We start from the raw sequence: 16,534 nt of genomic DNA, 5'->3' as shown, positions 1-16,534 counted from the left end.
CCGGCCCAGGCCGGTGCCCGCCCGGCCCACGCCGGTGCCCGCCGGGCCGGGCGAGGGACCCGACGAGCCCCCGGCCCGCGACTGGCGCGCCCGCGCCCTCACCGCCCTCGTCCTGCTCGTCACCGCCGCACTCGCCGCCGTCATGGTGATCACCGCGACCCGCTCCGACACGCCCCCGCCCGGACCGGGCGACACCCCGCCGCCCACCGTCGCCGGGACCTCCCGCCCGCCACCGTGACCCGGGCGCGGCGCCGCACACCCGGGCATGCCACACTCGGACCCATGCGCGTGTACCTCGGTTCCGACCATGCCGGATACGAACTCAAGAACCACCTCGTCGAGTGGCTCAAGACCAACGGCCACGAGCCCGTCGACTGCGGCCCCCACATCTACGACGCCCAGGACGACTACCCGCCGTTCTGCCTGCGCGCCGCCGAGCGGACCGCCGCCGACAGCGACAGCCTCGGCATCGTGATCGGCGGCTCCGGCAACGGTGAGCAGATCGCCGCGAACAAGGTGAAGGGCGTCCGCTGCGCCCTGGCCTGGAGCGAGCAGACCGCGGCTCTCGGCCGTGAGCACAACAACGCCAACGTCGTCTCCATCGGCGGCCGTATGCACACCCTCGACGAGGCGGTGAAGTTCGTCGAGGTCTTCCTCGCGACCCCGTACTCGAACGAGGAGCGCCACACCCGCCGTATCGACATGCTCTCGGTCTACGAGCTCACCGGCGATCTCCCCCCGATCCCGGCCCACCACCCGCAGCAGGACTGACACCCAGGGGGCTGGGGGCCATGCGGCGCTCCGCCACGTACCAGCACCACACGTGACGAGGAGGACCCGTGCCTGAGGGGCACACCATCCACCGCCTGGCGGCCGACCACCGGGAACGCTTCCTGGACCAGGCGACCCGCGTCACCAGCCCCCAGGGCAAGTTCTCCGACAGCGCGGCACTCCTTGACGGCCAGCGCCTCACCGAGGCCGAAGCCCACGGCAAGCACCTCTTCCTCGGCTTCGCCGACACCGGCTGGGTACACATCCACCTCGGCCTGTTCGGCAAGCTCGGCTTCGGCGGGGCCCCCGCGCCCCCGCCCACGGACACCGTACGGCTGCGACTGCGCACCGACCAGGCGTACGCGGACCTGCGCGGCCCCACCACCTGCGCCCTGATCACAGACGCCGAGAAGCAGGCGATACACGACCGCCTGGGCCCCGACCCGCTACGCCCCGCCGACGACCCGGACCGGGCCTGGCAGCGTATCTCGCGCTCCCGTACGACCATCGCCGCCCTGCTCATGGACCAGAAGGTCATCGCGGGCGTCGGCAACGTCTACCGCGCCGAGGTGCTGTTCCGGCACGGCATCGACCCGTACCGCACGGGCCGGGACCTCACCCACGCCGAATGGACGGCCATCTGGGCCGACCTCGCCGCCCTGATGCGCGAGGGTGTGCGCCACAACCGCATCGACACCGTACGGCCCGAGCACACCCCCGAGGCGATGGGCCGCCCGCCGCGCGTGGACGACCACGGCGGCGAGGTGTACGTGTACCGCAGAGCCCACCAGCTCTGCCACATCTGTGGCGGCGAGATCCGCACCGCCGATCTCGCCGCCCGCAACCTCTTCTGGTGCCCCGCCTGCCAGCAGCGGTAACCAGCAGCGCTAGCCAGGAGCGGCTAGAAGCCGTGCGGCAGCCACGGCGCGACCGCGGCCCCGAACGCCACCGACGCCTCGGCCACCGCCCCGTCCCGCAGCTCCCGCACCCGCCCGGCCGCCGCCAGCGACAGCAGCGAGACCCCGCCGAGGTAGGCGGCGCCCAACTCCCGTACGGACAGCGCCACATCCGCCGCGTCCTCGGTGCGCTCGCAGGACGCGCCCTTGGCGTCGCCGGTCAGCCGCCAACGCCCGGTGTTCCAGGGGCAGAAGGCGTCCTCGACGTCGAACACCACATCCACCGGCGTCTGATAGGTACGCGCCTCAAGCGCGGCCCCCACATCCACCAGCCGCACATACAGCGAGTCCCGCACCTGGACGTTGCACCGCCGCACATCGGACACCATCTGCTGCCAGGCGTCGTCGACCGGCCGGTTGCGCAGCCGGATCGTGGAGGTCAGGTCCAGGTCGAGGAGATACCGCAGCAGCGCGGCGTACGCGGCCGGGTCCAGCGCGTCCAGATCGCGCAGCAGGACCGAGCCCTCATGGGTGGAGGTCCACGTCCAGTCCGGCTTGACGTGGAAGCGCGCATAGCCGACGACCTCGCCCCCGCGCTCGGCCACCAGGCACTGCAGCGGCGAGGAGCCGTTCCGGTCCTCGGCCGGGTCGATCAGCACCCGCTGCTCCCAGGGCGCCACCCGGGCCAGCATGCCGGGACGGCCGGTCACCAGCCGCGCGTACACGGCCTCACAGGCCTGGAGCGCCTCACCGGGCGGGACAAGCCGCAGCCGTACGTCATCCGTCCCCTCCGGCACGGACAGCCGCACCCGGCTGGTCTCGATCTCGGCCATCAGCTGCTGGGTCGCCGCGCCGTACCCGAACCGCCCGTAGATCGCGGGCTCGGACGCGGTCAGGATCGCGAGCGGCTCACCGAGGGCCCGTACGTCGTCCAGCTGGCGCCGCATCAGCGTGCTGAGCAGCCCCCGCCGCCGATGCGTGGGCTTGACCCCGACCATCGTCACCCCGGCGGACGGCACCAGCGCCCCACCGGGAACCGCCAGCCGGAAGGGAAAGGACCCGGCCCCCGCGACGATCTCCGCCCCGTCCCAGGCGACGAGCGAACGCTCGAAGACGGTCGACCGCTCATCGAACGCACGGTTCTCGACGTCTTCTCTCAGCCCCCCGAACGCCAGTTCCAGATTGCCGAACCACGCGTCCCAGTCACCGGGATCAAGTACTCGTACGTCAATCGTCATATGCCATGCCTACCAGGGCCCCGGAGCCCCGAGCGAGGCATTTTCCCCGGTGGCGAGCGCCGTACGCCTCCGGCTCCGCACCGCCCCCAGAGGGGGACAACCGGGACCTCCTGTGCGAAGCGGCGCGCAGGGTGGATAGGGTCCACGAGCAATGGCAAGACGACGACAGCGCGGTCCCGGCAACCGCGCGGAAGCGGACACGGTCCCGGCCCGGCTGCGTAAGCGGGTGCACCGGGCCCGCATCGCGCTGCGCAAATCCGGCGTCGACTACTTCCGAGGCGACGGCTCCGACTGGGTGGCCCAGGCCGGGCTGCTGCTCTCGGTCCCGGCGATCACCGCGGGCACGCTCGCGGTGCCCCTGTGGTTCTCGCCCGCCCTGCTGGTACTCCCGATCGTCGCGGGCGGACTGCTCCTGCGCCCCGCCAGCCTGCTCGGCCTGTACACGGCGGTCGGCGCGGCCCTGATCGTGGAATCCGTCCAGCTCGGTCCCTACATGGAGGGCGGCCACGCCAAGGTCACCCCGGGGGTGGTCCTGACCGTCGCGGCCTGCGGCTTCTTCGGGCTGGTGATCGCGCAGTTCCGCAGCCGGGTCGGGGTGCCCTGGCGGCGCGGCGGCACCATGCTCTTCGACCTGCGCGAACGCATCCGGGTGCAGAGCAAGCTGCCCCGGCTCCCCGTCGGCTGGCACCGCGAGATGGCGCTGCGCCCGGCGGGCGGCCAGTCCTTCTCGGGCGACTTCGTGGTGGCGGCCCGCACCAACGGCGGCCGCACCCTGGAGATCGTCCTCACCGACGTCTCGGGCAAGGGCATGGACGCGGCCTCCCGCGCCCTGCTCCTGTCAGGGGCCTTCGGCGGCCTCCTGGGCTCACTGCCCCCGCACGCCTTCCTCCCCGCCGCCAACGGCTACCTCCTCCGCCAGGACTGGGACGAGGGCTTCGCCACCTCCATCCACCTCGCCCTGGACCTGGACTCCGGCGACTACGAACTCCTCACCGCGGGCCACCCACCCGCCATCCAGCTCCACGCGGGCACCGGCCGCTGGGAGGAGAAGGCCGCCGAGGGCCCGCTGCTCGGCGTCTACGACGGTGCCCAGTTCGACCCGGTCAAGGGCACCCTGCGCCCCGGCGACGTCCTGATGCTGTTCACCGACGGCCTGGTGGAGACGTCCGACCGCGACATCGCCGAGGGCATAGACCGCCTCACCGGCGAGGCCGACCGCTACGTGGCGGGCGGCTTCCGGGGCGCGGCCTGGCACCTCATCGAGACGGTAGCCAAGGACGTCAACGACGACCGCGCCCTTCTCCTCCTGTCCCGGGACGCGTAACCCGCTCCGGGGTCACGCCACCCGGTAGACGACCCACCCCACGGCGGCCAGGGTGAGCAACGTACTCGTGAACACCCACCGACGCCGCAACCACCGCGCCACCCGAGGCGACGACCGCCGCGCCAACTCCTCACGCCGCACCGCCCACGCCGCACGGACCGGGGCGGTCTTGAACCGGACGGCGACGACGAGCAGCGCGAACAGCACCGCGTACAGAATCAACAACGGCCCGCTCCGCCCTTTACCCCTACCCACCCGGCCAACGCCCGCCGAATCCTCACGGAAACCGCGGCACCCCGCAAGCGAGCGTCGCGGCCCGACAGGGGCAAGGTCGTTGTCCGTGACCTTGCCTGAGTAGCCTTCGCAACGAAGCGCAGGTGATCACACCGGGTAACCGAGGGGGCATCGTGGCACAGCTGACCTTGGCCGAAGTCGAGGCCATCGCGCGGGCGGCGCACGCCGGCCAGACCGACAAGGCTGGGCGTCCGTACGCCGAGCATCTGCAGGCCGTGGCCGACGGCGTACGCGCGCGGGGTGGGACGGCGGAGCAGATCGCCGCCGCCTGGCTGCATGACGCCGTGGAGGAGGACGCGTTGAGCGAGGAGTGGCTCGAAGGGGCCGCGCTGGCTCAGCAGACCAAGGACGTCGTACGGGCGTTGACCAAGCGGAGCGGGGAGGAGCCGCAGGCGTACGCGCGACGCATCCTCGCGACGCCGGGGGCGCGGCTCGTCAAGGAGGCGGACCTCGCGCACAACGCCGACCCGGCACGGCTCGCCACACTGGACGACGAGGCGACCAGGCAGCGGCTCACGCGGAAGTACACGGCGATGCGACGGTATCTCGGGCTGCCGGGCGAGAACGGGGAGTAGGGAGCAGAGGGTAGGGAGCAAGCGGTGCGGGTTTACGACAGCCGGCCCGTACGCGGCACCCCGCCGACGACCGCTCGGTGCTCGGCGGCGCCCCCTCGGGGGCGCCTGAGACGACAGAACCCGGCGCGGCGGACAGGGTGGCTTCAGGACCGTGTGGCTCAGGCCCGTGTGGCCGGCTCGCGCTTGAGCTTCGCCGTGTCGCGTCTGAACGCCCACTCCAGCTTCGGCTCCACCGCGAACCCGAACAGCCGCCGCACCGGTGCTGTGCACAGGGCCGTCACGATGACGCCCGCCACGAGCGTGACGAAGATCGCACCCAGTGGCGTGTGCAGGAAGTCCAGCTCGTACCAGTCCCAGAAGCGGGACCCCTTGGCGAGGAAGCCGTGCAGCAGATAGCCGTACAGCGTGCCCGCGCCCAGCACCGTGAACCACATGTGCCGACGCGGCACCCAGGCCAGGAAGCAGGCGACCAGCAGCATGGAGCAGGCGAACATGCCGAGGGTCATCAGTACGCCGTTCCACCACGGCGCGGCCAACTCCTGGGCGCTGTCCCGGTGGTAGAACCACTCGACGTTCATCCGGGTGGCGGCCCAGTAGGCGAACGCGAGCGCGGACGCGAAGACCGGTACGGCCAGCAGCCGCACCTCGCGGCGGCGCACCAGCTGGAAGTGCTCGGGCTTCAGCCGTAGGCCCACGACGAAGAACGGCAGGAACTGCAACACCCGCTGCAGATCGAGGTCGTTGCCGATGCTGGGCGACACGGAGGCCAGGACGGCGATGCCGATCGACAGTGCCACCGGCCAGCGCACCAGCTGCCACAGCGGCGTCGTCAGCCGCCACACGAAGAGGGCGACGAGGAACCAGGTCAGATACCAGGGGTCGAGCAGGCTGATCGGATGGGCCGGATCGTCGTCCGCCCACTGCTTGAAGAGGCTGTACGCGACCTCGAACACCAGGTAGGGGACCAGAACCCCGGTCACCAGGCGCTTGAGCCGGTCGGCCCGCAGGTCGAAGCTGCGGGAGAAGTAGCCGGAGATCAGGATGAAGGCCGGCATGTGGAAGGCGTACACGGTCATATAGAGCGCGGCGGCGGCACGGCTGTCCTCCGTCAGAGGCTGCCAGGCGTGGCCCATGGCCACCAGCACGATGGCCAGGTACTTGACGTTGTCGAAGTACGCGTCCCGCTGCTTCACGGGCTCGGCGCCCCGGACATCGCCCCGGGAATCACTGGGGGAGGCGATCCGTGGCCGCCCAGTGCTCTTTACTGGGGTGGTGGTGGCGGCGTGGAACATCTGAGGCACCCTAGCCCCGTATAAGGGAATCCGTAAAACGCCTCCACAGGATGTGTTTATGCGCACCTCACATTGCGGCTGATCGGAAGTCGACATAGCGACCCGCGCGCGCTCAGTGAGCCCGGAAGCTGACCTCTATGTCCCCTCTCGTACGGGTTAATACGGGCATAACGCCCGCAGGCGACTCCGGCGATATGTCCCGACTGTGCGTACTTCCCAGGCCGTGAATGTGCCCGCGTCGACAATTCGAATCCGCCTGCGAACGTGACGTGTGCAGAGTGAAACGAGCGGATGAATTCGAGATCATCGGCGGCAGTCGAATTTCCGTGCAAGCACCCGAGTGGGCTCCCACGGCCCGGGTGCCTTAGCTGCATCCGGGGCACCAGCTCCGTCCGTGCGCGCCGGGAGGTGCACGCCGGGTTGTCCGACGTTGTGTCACCCGCCGTATACGCCAGGCGGGTTGGTGGCACGATGGTTCTGGCGGGGGTGTGGGGATGTGCACCTCCGGGCCGGGAGCGCGGACCGACCTAAGGTGTGATCAGTGTGGCTATTTCACTGTCAGTGGTGCTGATGTTGGGGATCATCCTGGTGGTGCTGATCCGCGGGGGATCGATCAAGGCCGGCCCGGCGACCGTGGCCATCCTCTTCGGCTTCTTCCTGGCCTCGACCGACATGGCCCCGTCGGTCAACCGCTTCCTCAACTCGATAGCGGACACGATCAACCAGATCAGCTTCTGACAGTCGCTCAGTCGCTCAGTCGCTCAGTCGCGTCTGGCGGTCGGGGGTGCCGTGAGCGCCGCCAAGGCCCGTGAAAACGGCTCCGGCCCGGCTCGGTGACGTATTGCACCGAGCCGGGCCGGAGGCCTTGGAGCGGGTGACGGGAATCGAACCCGCGTAGCCAGTTTGGAAGATCGCGTAGGTGGACCGGGGCTGACCTGGCAAGCTGCTGACCTGTGGGACCTCGGACCGCTCCCCGCTGGCCCCTTCCCCGTCGGGCACGTAGGGGGCACGGCGTCACTCGTAGAACCGCGCTGCGCTCAGGGCCCGAGCCATGAACATCCAGCCGCCGTCGGCCGGTAGCTCCTGGCCGTGGTTCGCGTACCACCCCGGAGCGTCCGACACCCACGCTTCCAGAGCCTCCAGGAAGCTGTCCAGTGTCCGGTTCTCCCACTGAGCGCCGCTCGTTTCGAAGTCCTGCCGAAGACGCCTTAGAAAGCCGCACAGGGCCTCGCGGTCGGCAAAGCGCTCATTGGCTACCAGCGGTAGGGCCGCGCGCTCATCTCCCCAGTCCCTGAGCCTGAGCCTGACTTGGCAGTTGTGCTCAGCATGTGCGATCACACTTCCGCTGATCGCGAACCCCAACGGGGGAGGGACAGTTCCAGGCGGTGCGGCAAAGATCTCTGCCAACCCCACTGCCTGCGGTACGCCGTCGATCTGTACGAACACGCCGAAGGGCTGTCGGCCGATGACCTTGCCTGTCACGGCGGTGCCGACCGGCAGCGCGGCCACCGTTGCCGACCACGCACGTCGTATGACCTCAGGCGTCGGATCACCGACACCCTTCGGCCACGTGTACTCCGTCATAAGCCGAATCCTGCCAGGCGTCGACGTGCCAAGGTCGGTGGAGCGGCTTTGGGCTGGAGCTGCCGTGGGGTGAGTGATCATGGCCCCTTACGCTGGCCGCGATCGGGCGGTCCGTGGACCTGGGAGTGGGCGCAGCTGCGGGCGGGGATGCGTAGCGTGCTGGGTGGTGATCCTGCGGCGGCGGGGCAGTTGGCGGAGGCGTGGGACGAGCAGGGCCAGGACGACGACGGGGACGTGGTGTCCGGTGGGTTCATTCCGCTCCAGCAAGGCCGGTTGGAGCGCCTGGCCTGCCTGTATGTCGATCCGGCGCAGCTCATGGTCGCCCCGGGCTTGCGGCCTGATCCCCGGCAGAAGGACGTCCTGCGGGGGTTTCCGAACGGCGGCCGGTCCGGAACCCTGGTGTGCGGTCGGGGCAGCGTGAAGCGGCTGATGCTGACCGCCAGCTAGGCAAGAGCATGACAATCAGAGCCCTGTGTGCGCACCCGCTGTCGACCGATCCGGGCCCCGATCGAGGAGCTTCGGGCGTCGATGCCGGCCGCGCTGTTCAAATCGGATATGGAGGCAAGGTGGGGGGCAGGCGGGTATCGGGATCTTCGACGCCGCGTCGGTGTCCGGGGCCCTGTATGACGCTGGGCTGGAGGGTGGCAGTGCACCGACCGCCGGTACGTCCTGGGGCGACTGGAGGACGAGTTCCGCGGCCTACCCAAGGACGTCAAGCTCACGATCATCGACGATCTTGGCAAGCAGCAGGACCACCGCCTCGCCGAAGTGGCTGTGCGCTGCCGCGGCCCATGGACCGTCAAGTCCATCGACGGAAAGTCACACGTCCATAGACCACCACCTCTGTCGGCTCGCTGGCCTCCACGATCTCGTGGACGTCCACGACCATGTGCGCCGGGGGCGAGCCTTCGCGCTGGCTGTCTCGTATACGGCGGCGTTCGCGTACGAGGCGAGCACGGTCACGGCGACGGGTAATCGGACGCCGTGCGTCCTTGGCGAGGCTCGCCATCAAGATCAGGGTTAGCGGGATGCCGAGCAGTGCCTGGGTGAGGGCAGTCCATAGCAAGTCGGCCCGGTAGAAGCCGTAGCAGCTCGCGGACAGGACGGCAGTGCTGATCGTCAGCATCTTGTACTGCCGGGCTCTTTGGCCCCGTACTGGCAGGCCGCGAGCGGCCCATGAATTGAGGCCTTCCACGAACAGGAACGCGGCGAGGGCTCCCAGCTCGAGCAAGGTGAGCGAGATTGCCAGTAAGACGTCCACGGCCCGTGTAGGCATCTGTTCATCCTATGGGATTGGCCTGGCCCTGGCTCCTCAACCTCGCCTGGATATGGGCTACTTCACCTCTAGCGGGTTTGTCCGAGTTATGTCTGTTTTGCATGCTGTATGCACACCGACCGAGAGACGAGAGGGCCCCGAGATGACGCCACCACCCTGGTCACCAAGACGGCCGAGACCGCCGCGCCCGCGGACCGCGCCTTCTGGGAGATCGGCAGCCACCTGGTGACCATCACCCGGCACCGGGTCTTCTTCGGCGAGGTTCGCGTCCGTATCACGATCAAGCGCGTCAATGCCGCTGGAGAGACGTGGACCTGGTCCGAGCCCCGGCAGCGGAGGCGGACGCCCTGTTCGCCGCGCAGGTCCGTAAGTGGGACGACTGCTCGTGATGACCCCGTCGAGCACATACCCGACGACGACCGGCGCCGGACCCGCACCGTCCGCGCCCTGGCCCTCGCCGTGGCTGGTGTCCTGATCGCCGGTGCCGGATATGGCCTCGCCCAGACACAAGACCGAACTCCGGACCGGGGGAAGATGGCGCAGACCCTCATACCGGAGACTTCGACGTTTTCGACGTGACCCTGCCCTGCCCGGGTTTCGCCCGTTCAGTAGACCCGGAGGCCGCGCAGGTCCAACACTCTCTGGACCGGCATGAAATAGTTCTGGTACCTGCCAGAACTGGAGGAGCTGCACGTCTTCTCACCGCTGCCGCCGGAGAGGAGGCCCAGGGCTGTTGTCCCCCAGGGCGCCGGGCCCCCGCTGTCGCCCCCAAGAGCGCACACGTTCGACGCGAACAGGCCTCTCACCTGGACTCCGTCGCTATGGGTGACGGTCACATTCTCCTTGGTCACGTGGCCTGTCTTGTCCTGGCTGGCGGCCCCGATCCGGTGGATGGGGTCGCCTATGACCGGGTAGCGGAGCGGTCGATCTGCTTGTAGATCCCGCCGTGGTACCTGACCGTCCCCAGCGGCCTGATATCCGGAGCGTTCGCCCTGATCATGGCCCAGTCGCCCTTGGTGCCGCCGTATCCGTACGCGGTCTGGGTTCCGATGTGCTGCAACGAGCCCGTGTATGACGGCCGCGGCGCGTCCCTCTGGCTGCTCGCGCTCTCTACACCTTCACCGAGGCCGGTGAACTCGAGGCCTGCTGCGGCAACCGCGCCGACACCCAGGCCAAGGAGCCCCTCTGTGGCCACCACCTCGCCCACCGTTGACCACCACGTCGAGGCCTGGGACGTCCGCGCCAGCCTGACCCGCACCTTCGGCTTCGGGATGTGGGCGAATGAAGTCCTCTCCGTGCGTGACCGCCGAGGGGCACGGCAACACGTGGTGGGCGTCCTGGCGCGTCACCATGCGCCTCACCTGCTTCGACCCCCACGGTGCTCCGCTCGGGCCGTTCGAGGACTCCAGCAACGAGACCGGCTTCCAGCCGAAACTCGGCGAGGCACACGAACTCGCGCTCAAGTCCGCAACATCCGGCGCCCTCAAGCGCTGCGCCATGAACCTGGGCAACCAGTTCGGACTGTCCCTGTATGCGGAACGCACCAGACAAGGGCCACGTCTGGTCGCGGTCACCGGCACCCTGAACCCGCCGCACCCCCACGGCCAGGCCCACGTCGAAGCGCTGCCGACTGCCGCGTAGTGCCCCCCTTGAGACCGGCCGGGGGGCGGTGCCCATCCCCCGGCCCCCAACCTCCTGAACGGAGACGCCGTATGCCGATCAAGTTCGCCACGTGCTCATACCTGGAGTTCGAGCCGGAGATGGGCCTCCCAGTCCGGACGGCGGCAGGGACTCCGCGGTTCATCAGGTACCCGCTCGCCGGATGGATCGACGCTCTCACCCCGTCCCGGAGCTTCATCGACGCCCCGGACAACGACGGGTAGTAGCGGTCTGCCTGAGCCGCGATGGTTCCAAGGTCGTTCAGGCGGCACGTTGGCGTTACTGCCGGTGTTGCGGAGCGAGGCTGCGTGACCCGGAGAGTCTTGCTCTGGGATACGGGCCGGGGTGCTACGCGAAGGTGCGTAGGGCGCGAGAGGGGCACGGAGGGCTGATCCGGTCCCCGGAATGCGATCAGGGCCAGGCGGAGGAAATATCCTCTGACCTGGCCCTGAGTCGTTTGGAGCGGGTGACGGGAATCGAACCCGCGTAGCCAGTTTGGAAGACTGGGGCTCTACCATTGAGCTACACCCGCACACGCGGCACCGCAGGTCACGAGGTCATGAGAACCCTCGCGTGGACCGCGGCACGGAGAGCATCGTAGCGGGTCGACGCACCGAGGCGCACACCCCCCGACAATGCGGAGGCCGCATCGCCGGCGGGCATGTACCCTACGTGTCGCACCGACGGGGTGTGGCGCAGCTTGGTAGCGCGTCCGCTTTGGGAGCGGAAGGCCGTGGGTTCAAATCCCGCCACCCCGACCACCAGCAGGATCGCCCGACACCTCCTACGGGGTCTGACGGGGGCGATCGGCGGCACCCTCGCAAGATCGCCTTTTGGGGCGCGTACCCGCTGCGGTTACTATGCAAGCTGCGCGCCCGTGTGTCTCTGTTCTGATCCGTTCTGATCCCAGTGTCTTCCGGGCGACGCTAATCCGCTGCAGCTCTCTGGCTCAGCAGAACCCAAAGCAGTCAGCCACAAGGAGACCGAACCGTGAAGAGCGCCGTGGAGACCCTGAACCCGACCCGGGTTCGGCTCACTGTCGAGGTGCCCTTCGAGGAGCTCAAGGACAGCCTCGACGCGGCGTACAAGAAGATCAACCAGCAGGTCACGGTGAAGGGCTTCCGCAAGGGCAAGATCCCGGCCCGCGTCATCGACCAGCGGTTCGGCCGCGGTGCGGTGCTGGAGGAGGCCGTCAACGACGCCCTCCCGAAGTTCTACACCGAGGCGGTCAACGAGGGTGAGCTGAACGTCCTCGGCCAGCCCGAGGTCGACATCACCGAGCTGAAGGACGGCGAGCTGCTGGCCTTCACCGCCGAGGTCGACGTCCGCCCGACCATCGAGATCCCGGACTACTCCGGCATCGAGGTCGAGGTCGACGCGGTCGAGGTCACCGACGAGGACGTCGAGAAGTCGGTGGAGCAGCTCCGTGAGCGCTTCGCCTCCACCAGCCCGGTCGAGCGTGCCGCGGCCGAGGGCGACGTCCTCACCATCGACCTGCAGGCCAAGGTCGACGGCGAGGTCCTGCCCGACGGTGTCGCCGAGGGTGTCTCGTACACCATCGGTTCCGGTGAGCTCCTCGAGGGCATCGACGAGGCCGTGACCGGCCTGGAGGCCGGTGGCGAGGCCACCTTCACCTCCGAGCTGAAGGGCGGCAGCGCCGAGGGCAAGGAGGCCGAGGTCACCGTCAAGGTCACCCAGGTCGCCGCCCGTGAGCTGCCCGAGCTGGACGATGACTTCGCGCAGCTGGCCAGCGAGTTCGACACCCTGGACGAGCTCAAGGCCGACAGCCGCAAGCGCCTCGAGAACATGAAGCAGTACGACCAGGCCACCCAGGCCCAGGAGCGGGTCCTCGAGAAGCTCCTTGAGCTGGTCGAGGTCCCCGTCCCCGAGAAGCTCCTCGAGGACGAGGTCAACACCCGCAAGCACAACCTGGAGAACCACCAGCTCGGCCAGATGGGCATGGACCTCGAGGGCTACCTCAAGATCCAGGGCAAGACGGTCGAGGAGTTCGACGCCGAGACCAAGGACCAGGCGGTCAAGGGCATCAAGACGCAGTTCGTCCTGGACGAGCTCGTCAACAAGGAGAAGCTGAACGTCAACCAGGAGGAGCTCACCGAGCACCTCATGCGGCGTGCCCAGTCCTCCGGCATGAGCCCCGACCAGTTCGCCCAGGCCGTCGTCGAGGGCGGCCAGGTGCCGATGCTCGTCGGTGAGGTCGCCCGCGGCAAGGCCCTCGCGGTCGTCGTCGAGGCCGCCACGGTCAAGGACACCAACGGCGAGCTCGTCGACCTGTCCGACGACGAGGACGAGGTCGAGACGGCCGCCGAGACGGTCGAGGCCGTCACCGAGGCCACCGACGCCGAGCAGGCTGAGGACAAGGCCGAGGAGAAGAAGGAGGCCTGAGCCTCCGACCGATCTCCGCATCACTGCATCACTGCATCACTGATCTCGCCTCGGGCCTGATCTCGTACGAGGGGCCCCGGGACGCACTGCGCGCCTCGGGGCCCCTCGCCGTACCCGGCCCCGTGCGGCCCGGGTTCGGGACCCGTCAGTGAGGCCCAGTGACCCTGCGCTCACAGCGAACAGTTCCCTGTGCGGGATGGCACCCGCCTGCCTGCGCGTTAGGGTCCATAACTACGAGGGCAGGGGAGTCCCCGAAGCCGCCTGAAGCGGCGTGACGCGGGGGACCCAGGCCCCGACCGAAGACGTGAGACGGCCCAACACCGTCGCAAGACGAGCAGGTGGATACGTGACGAATCTGATGCCCTCCGCCGCCGGCGAGCCTTCCATCGGTGGTGGCCTCGGCGACCAGGTCTACAACCGACTGCTCGGCGAGCGGATCATCTTCCTCGGCCAGCCGGTCGACGATGACATCGCCAACAAGATCACCGCGCAGCTGCTGCTCCTGGCCGCGGAGCCGGACAAGGACATCTACCTCTACATCAACAGCCCAGGCGGATCGATCACGGCCGGCATGGCGATCTACGACACCATGCAGTACATCAAGAACGACGTCGTGACGATCGCCATGGGCATGGCCGCCTCGATGGGCCAGTTCCTGCTCAGCGCGGGCACGCCGGGCAAGCGCTTCGCGCTGCCGAACGCCGAGATCCTGATCCACCAGCCCTCCGCCGGCCTGGCCGGTTCCGCGTCGGACATCAAGATCCACGCGGAGCGGCTGCTGCTGACCAAGAAGAAGATGGCGGAGCTGACCGCCTTCCACACCGGGCAGACCGTCGAGCAGATCACCCGCGACTCGGACCGCGACCGCTGGTTCGACCCGCTGGAGGCCAAGGCGTACGGCCTGATCGACGAGGTCATGTCCACGGCCGCAGGCGTACCGGGCGGCGGCGGCACCGGGGCCTGAGCCCCAGAGCGCCCCAGCCGACCCCCAGCCCCCTTCAGGAGACCCACAGTGAACGACTTCCCCGGCAGCGGCCTCTACGAGCGTGCCAAGGCCGAGTACACCGGCCCCAGCGCCGAGTCGCGCTATGTCATCCCGCGCTTCGTCGAGCGCACCTCGCAGGGCGTGCGCGAGTACGACCCGTACGCGAAGCTCTTCGAGGAGCGTGTGATCTTCCTCGGCGTGCAGATCGACGACGCGTCCGCCAACGACGTCATGGCGCAGCTCCTGTGCCTGGAGTCGATGGACCCGGACCGTGACATCTCGATCTACATCAACAGCCCCGGCGGCTCCTTCACGGCGCTCACGGCCATCTACGACACGATGCAGTTCGTGAAGCCGGACGTGCAGACGGTCTGCATGGGCCAGGCCGCGTCGGCTGCGGCGGTGCTGCTGGCGGCCGGTACGCCGGGCAAGCGCATGGCGCTGCCGAACGCCCGCGTGCTGATCCACCAGCCGTACAGCGAGACCGGCCGCGGCCAGGTCTCCGACCTGGAGATCGCGGCGAACGAAATCCTCCGGATGCGTGCGCAGCTGGAGGAGATGCTGGCCAAGCACTCCACGACGCCGATCGAGAAGATCCGCGACGACATCGAGCGCGACAAGATCCTCACCGCTGAGGACGCGCTCGCGTACGGCCTGATCGACCAGATCATCTCCACCCGGAAGATGAACAACGGCGCGGTCGTCTGAGCCGCCGTCCAACGCGGCGCAGCGGCACCTTCCTCCCCTTGGCGCGGTTCACGTCAAAGCGAACCGCGCCAAGGGGGGCCCGAACGGGGGGCCCGGCAAGGTACCGTCGGATAGAGGCACCAGGAGCCGCCGAACTTGGCGACTCCCAGGCGATTGGGGAAGCACCTCGTGGCACGCATCGGTGACGGCGGCGATCTGCTCAAGTGCTCGTTCTGCGGAAAGAGTCAGAAGCAGGTCAAGAAGCTCATCGCAGGCCCCGGTGTGTACATCTGCGACGAGTGCATCGACCTCTGCAACGAGATCATCGAGGAGGAGCTCGCGGAGACCAGCGAGGTCAAGTGGGAGGAACTCCCCAAGCCTCGTGAGATCTACGAGTTCCTTGAGGGGTACGTCGTCGGGCAGGAGCCCGCGAAGAAGGCCCTCTCGGTCGCGGTGTACAACCACTACAAGCGGGTCCAGGCCGGCGAGAACGGCGGGTCCCAGGGGCGCGAGGACGCCATCGAGTTGGCGAAGTCCAACATCCTCCTGCTGGGCCCCACGGGCTCCGGCAAGACCCTCCTGGCCCAGACCCTGGCCCGCATGCTGAACGTCCCGTTCGCCATCGCCGACGCGACGGCGCTCACGGAGGCGGGCTATGTCGGCGAGGACGTCGAGAACATCCTCCTGAAGCTGATCCAGGCGGCGGACTACGACGTCAAGAAGGCCGAGACCGGCATCATCTACATCGACGAGATCGACAAGGTCGCCCGTAAGAGCGAAAACCCGTCGATCACGCGCGACGTCTCCGGCGAGGGCGTGCAGCAGGCCCTGCTGAAGATCCTGGAGGGCACCACCGCCTCGGTACCGCCCCAGGGCGGCCGCAAGCACCCCCACCAGGAGTTCATCCAAATCGACACGACGAACGTGCTGTTCATCGTGGGCGGCGCCTTCGCGGGCCTGGAGAAGATCATCGAAGGTCGCGCGGGTGCCAAGGGCATCGGCTTCGGCGCGACGATCCACTCCAAGCGGGAGCTTGAGGAGAAGGACCAGTTCGAGGACGTCATGCCGGAGGACCTGGTGAAGTTCGGGATGATCCCCGAGTTCATCGGCCGCCTCCCGGTCATCACCTCGGTCCACAACCTCGACCGCGAGGCCCTGCTCCAGATCCTGGTCGAGCCGCGCAACGCGCTGGTGAAGCAGTACCAGCGCCTCTTCGAACTCGACGGCGTGGAGCTGGACTTCGAGCGTGAGGCCCTGGAGGCCATCGCCGACCAGGCCATCCTCCGCCAGACCGGCGCGCGCGGCCTGCGCGCCATCATGGAAGAGGTCCTGCAGGCGGTGATGTACGAGGTCCCGTCCCGCAAGGACGTGGCCCGCGTCGTCATCACGGCGGACGTCGTCCGCTCGAACGTGAACCCGACGCTGGTCCCCAGGATCGTGGGCAAGAGCGACGGGCGGCACGAGAAGAGCGCGTAGCGCGGTTCGGCTCGTACGTACGCGGAGGGGGGGCCCCGGCCCGCCCGGCGCCCCCCCCCCCGTGCGGGTGTAGC

The 16,534-nt window shown here is 68.8% G+C and carries 19 protein-coding genes, 2 tRNA genes and 2 pseudogenes; 16 read left to right on the top strand and 7 right to left on the bottom strand.

What is annotated here, in order from left to right; translation table 11 throughout:
* From U9R90_RS28620 to U9R90_RS28610, 3 genes and pseudogenes are all read left to right on the top strand, one after another.
* A pseudogene (locus U9R90_RS28620) lies at positions 1 to 238 on the top strand (hypothetical protein); the annotation flags it as partial.
* 44 nt (positions 239 to 282) lie between these two features.
* Positions 283 to 771 (top strand): ribose-5-phosphate isomerase, encoded by a 489-nt coding sequence (locus tag U9R90_RS28615; protein ID WP_411059566.1) that lies wholly within the window; start codon positions 283 to 285, stop codon positions 769 to 771.
* 68 nt (positions 772 to 839) lie between these two features.
* Positions 840 to 1,649, top strand: a complete 810-nt coding sequence (locus tag U9R90_RS28610) for an Fpg/Nei family DNA glycosylase (RefSeq protein WP_411059565.1) — start codon at positions 840 to 842, stop codon at positions 1,647 to 1,649.
* Positions 1,650 to 1,672: 23 nt separating this feature from the next.
* Here U9R90_RS28610 and U9R90_RS28605 read toward each other — a convergent pair whose 3' ends face one another.
* Complete coding sequence (locus U9R90_RS28605) at positions 1,673 to 2,905, bottom strand: GNAT family N-acetyltransferase (RefSeq protein WP_411059564.1); 1,233 nt, start codon at positions 2,903 to 2,905, stop codon at positions 1,673 to 1,675.
* Between the two features lie 151 nt (positions 2,906 to 3,056).
* On the opposite strand from U9R90_RS28605, the gene U9R90_RS28600 reads away from it, so the two are divergent.
* Positions 3,057 to 4,229 (top strand): PP2C family protein-serine/threonine phosphatase, encoded by a 1,173-nt coding sequence (locus tag U9R90_RS28600; RefSeq protein WP_411059563.1) that lies wholly within the window; start codon positions 3,057 to 3,059, stop codon positions 4,227 to 4,229.
* A 12-nt stretch (positions 4,230 to 4,241) separates the two neighbouring features.
* On the opposite strand, the gene U9R90_RS28595 is transcribed toward U9R90_RS28600, so the two are convergent.
* Positions 4,242 to 4,454, bottom strand: a complete 213-nt coding sequence (locus tag U9R90_RS28595) for a hypothetical protein (RefSeq protein WP_411059562.1) — start codon at positions 4,452 to 4,454, stop codon at positions 4,242 to 4,244.
* Positions 4,455 to 4,633: 179 nt separating this feature from the next.
* Between U9R90_RS28595 and U9R90_RS28590 the strand changes: the two genes are divergently transcribed.
* Positions 4,634 to 5,098, top strand: coding sequence for an HD domain-containing protein (locus tag U9R90_RS28590; RefSeq protein ID WP_411059829.1), 465 nt, complete (start codon positions 4,634 to 4,636; stop codon positions 5,096 to 5,098).
* Positions 5,099 to 5,256: 158 nt separating this feature from the next.
* On the opposite strand, the gene U9R90_RS28585 is transcribed toward U9R90_RS28590, so the two are convergent.
* Positions 5,257 to 6,390 carry an acyltransferase family protein gene (locus U9R90_RS28585; RefSeq protein ID WP_411059561.1) on the bottom strand — a complete coding sequence of 378 codons (1,134 nt, stop codon included), beginning with the start codon at positions 6,388 to 6,390 and terminating at the stop codon, positions 5,257 to 5,259.
* A gap of 543 nt (positions 6,391 to 6,933) precedes the next feature.
* Here U9R90_RS28585 and U9R90_RS28580 point away from each other — a divergent pair.
* Entirely contained in the window at positions 6,934 to 7,128 is a 195-nt protein-coding gene (locus U9R90_RS28580; RefSeq protein WP_411059560.1) for a hypothetical protein, read from the top strand.
* 276 nt (positions 7,129 to 7,404) lie between these two features.
* Here U9R90_RS28580 and U9R90_RS28575 read toward each other — a convergent pair whose 3' ends face one another.
* Positions 7,405 to 7,974 carry a hypothetical protein gene (locus tag U9R90_RS28575; protein WP_411059559.1) on the bottom strand — a complete coding sequence of 190 codons (570 nt, stop codon included), beginning with the start codon at positions 7,972 to 7,974 and terminating at the stop codon, positions 7,405 to 7,407.
* A 156-nt stretch (positions 7,975 to 8,130) separates the two neighbouring features.
* Between U9R90_RS28575 and U9R90_RS28570 the strand changes: the two genes are divergently transcribed.
* Positions 8,131 to 8,421, top strand: coding sequence for a hypothetical protein (locus tag U9R90_RS28570; protein ID WP_411059558.1), 291 nt, complete (start codon positions 8,131 to 8,133; stop codon positions 8,419 to 8,421).
* A 352-nt stretch (positions 8,422 to 8,773) separates the two neighbouring features.
* Here U9R90_RS28570 and U9R90_RS28565 read toward each other — a convergent pair whose 3' ends face one another.
* Positions 8,774 to 9,235 carry a DUF6234 family protein gene (locus U9R90_RS28565; RefSeq protein ID WP_411059557.1) on the bottom strand — a complete coding sequence of 154 codons (462 nt, stop codon included), beginning with the start codon at positions 9,233 to 9,235 and terminating at the stop codon, positions 8,774 to 8,776.
* A 123-nt stretch (positions 9,236 to 9,358) separates the two neighbouring features.
* On the opposite strand from U9R90_RS28565, the gene U9R90_RS28560 reads away from it, so the two are divergent.
* Positions 9,359 to 9,829, top strand: a complete 471-nt coding sequence (locus U9R90_RS28560; protein WP_411059556.1) for a hypothetical protein — start codon at positions 9,359 to 9,361, stop codon at positions 9,827 to 9,829.
* 322 nt (positions 9,830 to 10,151) lie between these two features.
* Here the strand turns inward: U9R90_RS28560 and U9R90_RS28555 are convergent, their stop codons facing one another.
* A complete protein-coding gene (locus tag U9R90_RS28555; RefSeq protein ID WP_411059555.1) occupies positions 10,152 to 10,310 on the bottom strand; it encodes a hypothetical protein in 159 nt (52 codons plus the stop codon).
* A 425-nt stretch (positions 10,311 to 10,735) separates the two neighbouring features.
* On the opposite strand from U9R90_RS28555, the pseudogene U9R90_RS28550 reads away from it, so the two are divergent.
* From U9R90_RS28550 to U9R90_RS28540, 3 genes and pseudogenes are all read left to right on the top strand, one after another.
* Positions 10,736 to 10,891, top strand: a pseudogene (locus tag U9R90_RS28550) (hypothetical protein); the annotation flags it as partial.
* 71 nt (positions 10,892 to 10,962) lie between these two features.
* Positions 10,963 to 11,133 carry a hypothetical protein gene (locus tag U9R90_RS28545; protein WP_411059848.1) on the top strand — a complete coding sequence of 57 codons (171 nt, stop codon included), beginning with the start codon at positions 10,963 to 10,965 and terminating at the stop codon, positions 11,131 to 11,133.
* Entirely contained in the window at positions 11,073 to 11,399 is a 327-nt protein-coding gene (locus U9R90_RS28540) for a DUF6011 domain-containing protein (RefSeq protein WP_411059554.1), read from the top strand. The genes U9R90_RS28545 and U9R90_RS28540 overlap by 61 nt, the downstream gene beginning before the upstream one ends.
* Here the strand turns inward: U9R90_RS28540 and U9R90_RS28535 are convergent.
* Positions 11,368 to 11,441 (bottom strand) — tRNA-Gly (locus U9R90_RS28535). The two genes, U9R90_RS28540 and U9R90_RS28535, sit on opposite strands and share 32 nt — an antisense overlap.
* Before the next feature lie 152 nt (positions 11,442 to 11,593).
* On the opposite strand from U9R90_RS28535, the gene U9R90_RS28530 reads away from it, so the two are divergent.
* The 5 genes from U9R90_RS28530 (at position 11,594) to clpX (ending at position 16,460) form a co-directional block, all read left to right on the top strand.
* Positions 11,594 to 11,670: transfer RNA gene (locus U9R90_RS28530), tRNA-Pro, on the top strand.
* 229 nt (positions 11,671 to 11,899) lie between these two features.
* Positions 11,900 to 13,312, top strand: a complete 1,413-nt coding sequence (tig, locus tag U9R90_RS28525) for a trigger factor (protein WP_411059553.1) — start codon at positions 11,900 to 11,902, stop codon at positions 13,310 to 13,312.
* Positions 13,313 to 13,670: 358 nt separating this feature from the next.
* Positions 13,671 to 14,276, top strand: coding sequence for an ATP-dependent Clp protease proteolytic subunit (locus tag U9R90_RS28520; protein ID WP_411059828.1), 606 nt, complete (start codon positions 13,671 to 13,673; stop codon positions 14,274 to 14,276).
* Between the two features lie 48 nt (positions 14,277 to 14,324).
* Positions 14,325 to 15,005: an ATP-dependent Clp protease proteolytic subunit gene (locus U9R90_RS28515; RefSeq protein ID WP_411059552.1), complete on the top strand. Its 681-nt coding sequence runs from the start codon at positions 14,325 to 14,327 to the stop codon at positions 15,003 to 15,005.
* 168 nt (positions 15,006 to 15,173) lie between these two features.
* A complete protein-coding gene (clpX, locus tag U9R90_RS28510) occupies positions 15,174 to 16,460 on the top strand; it encodes an ATP-dependent Clp protease ATP-binding subunit ClpX (RefSeq protein WP_411059551.1) in 1,287 nt (428 codons plus the stop codon).
* Positions 16,461 to 16,534 lie beyond the last annotated feature (74 nt).

It is taken from the genome of Streptomyces sp. E11-3 (assembly GCF_046540415.1).
Lineage (GTDB): Bacteria > Actinomycetota > Actinomycetes > Streptomycetales > Streptomycetaceae > Streptomyces.
This window is presented reverse-complemented; position numbering and strand designations above follow the sequence as displayed.

Excerpts from the sequence above, each read along its gene's own strand:
- U9R90_RS28585 (WP_411059561.1), bottom strand. The coding sequence starts at position 6,390 with ATGTTCCACGCCGCCACCACCACCCCAGTAAAGAGCACTGGGCGGCCA.
- U9R90_RS28540 (WP_411059554.1), top strand. The coding sequence starts at position 11,073 with ATGGATCGACGCTCTCACCCCGTCCCGGAGCTTCATCGACGCCCCGGA.
- U9R90_RS28575 (WP_411059559.1), bottom strand. The coding sequence starts at position 7,974 with ATGACGGAGTACACGTGGCCGAAGGGTGTCGGTGATCCGACGCCTGAG.
- U9R90_RS28560 (WP_411059556.1), top strand. The coding sequence starts at position 9,359 with ATGCACACCGACCGAGAGACGAGAGGGCCCCGAGATGACGCCACCACC.
- U9R90_RS28605 (WP_411059564.1), bottom strand. The coding sequence starts at position 2,905 with ATGACGATTGACGTACGAGTACTTGATCCCGGTGACTGGGACGCGTGG.
- U9R90_RS28615 (WP_411059566.1), top strand. The coding sequence starts at position 283 with ATGCGCGTGTACCTCGGTTCCGACCATGCCGGATACGAACTCAAGAAC.
- U9R90_RS28600 (WP_411059563.1), top strand. The coding sequence starts at position 3,057 with ATGGCAAGACGACGACAGCGCGGTCCCGGCAACCGCGCGGAAGCGGAC.
- U9R90_RS28520 (WP_411059828.1), top strand. The coding sequence starts at position 13,671 with ATGCCCTCCGCCGCCGGCGAGCCTTCCATCGGTGGTGGCCTCGGCGAC.
- U9R90_RS28545 (WP_411059848.1), top strand. The coding sequence starts at position 10,963 with ATGCCGATCAAGTTCGCCACGTGCTCATACCTGGAGTTCGAGCCGGAG.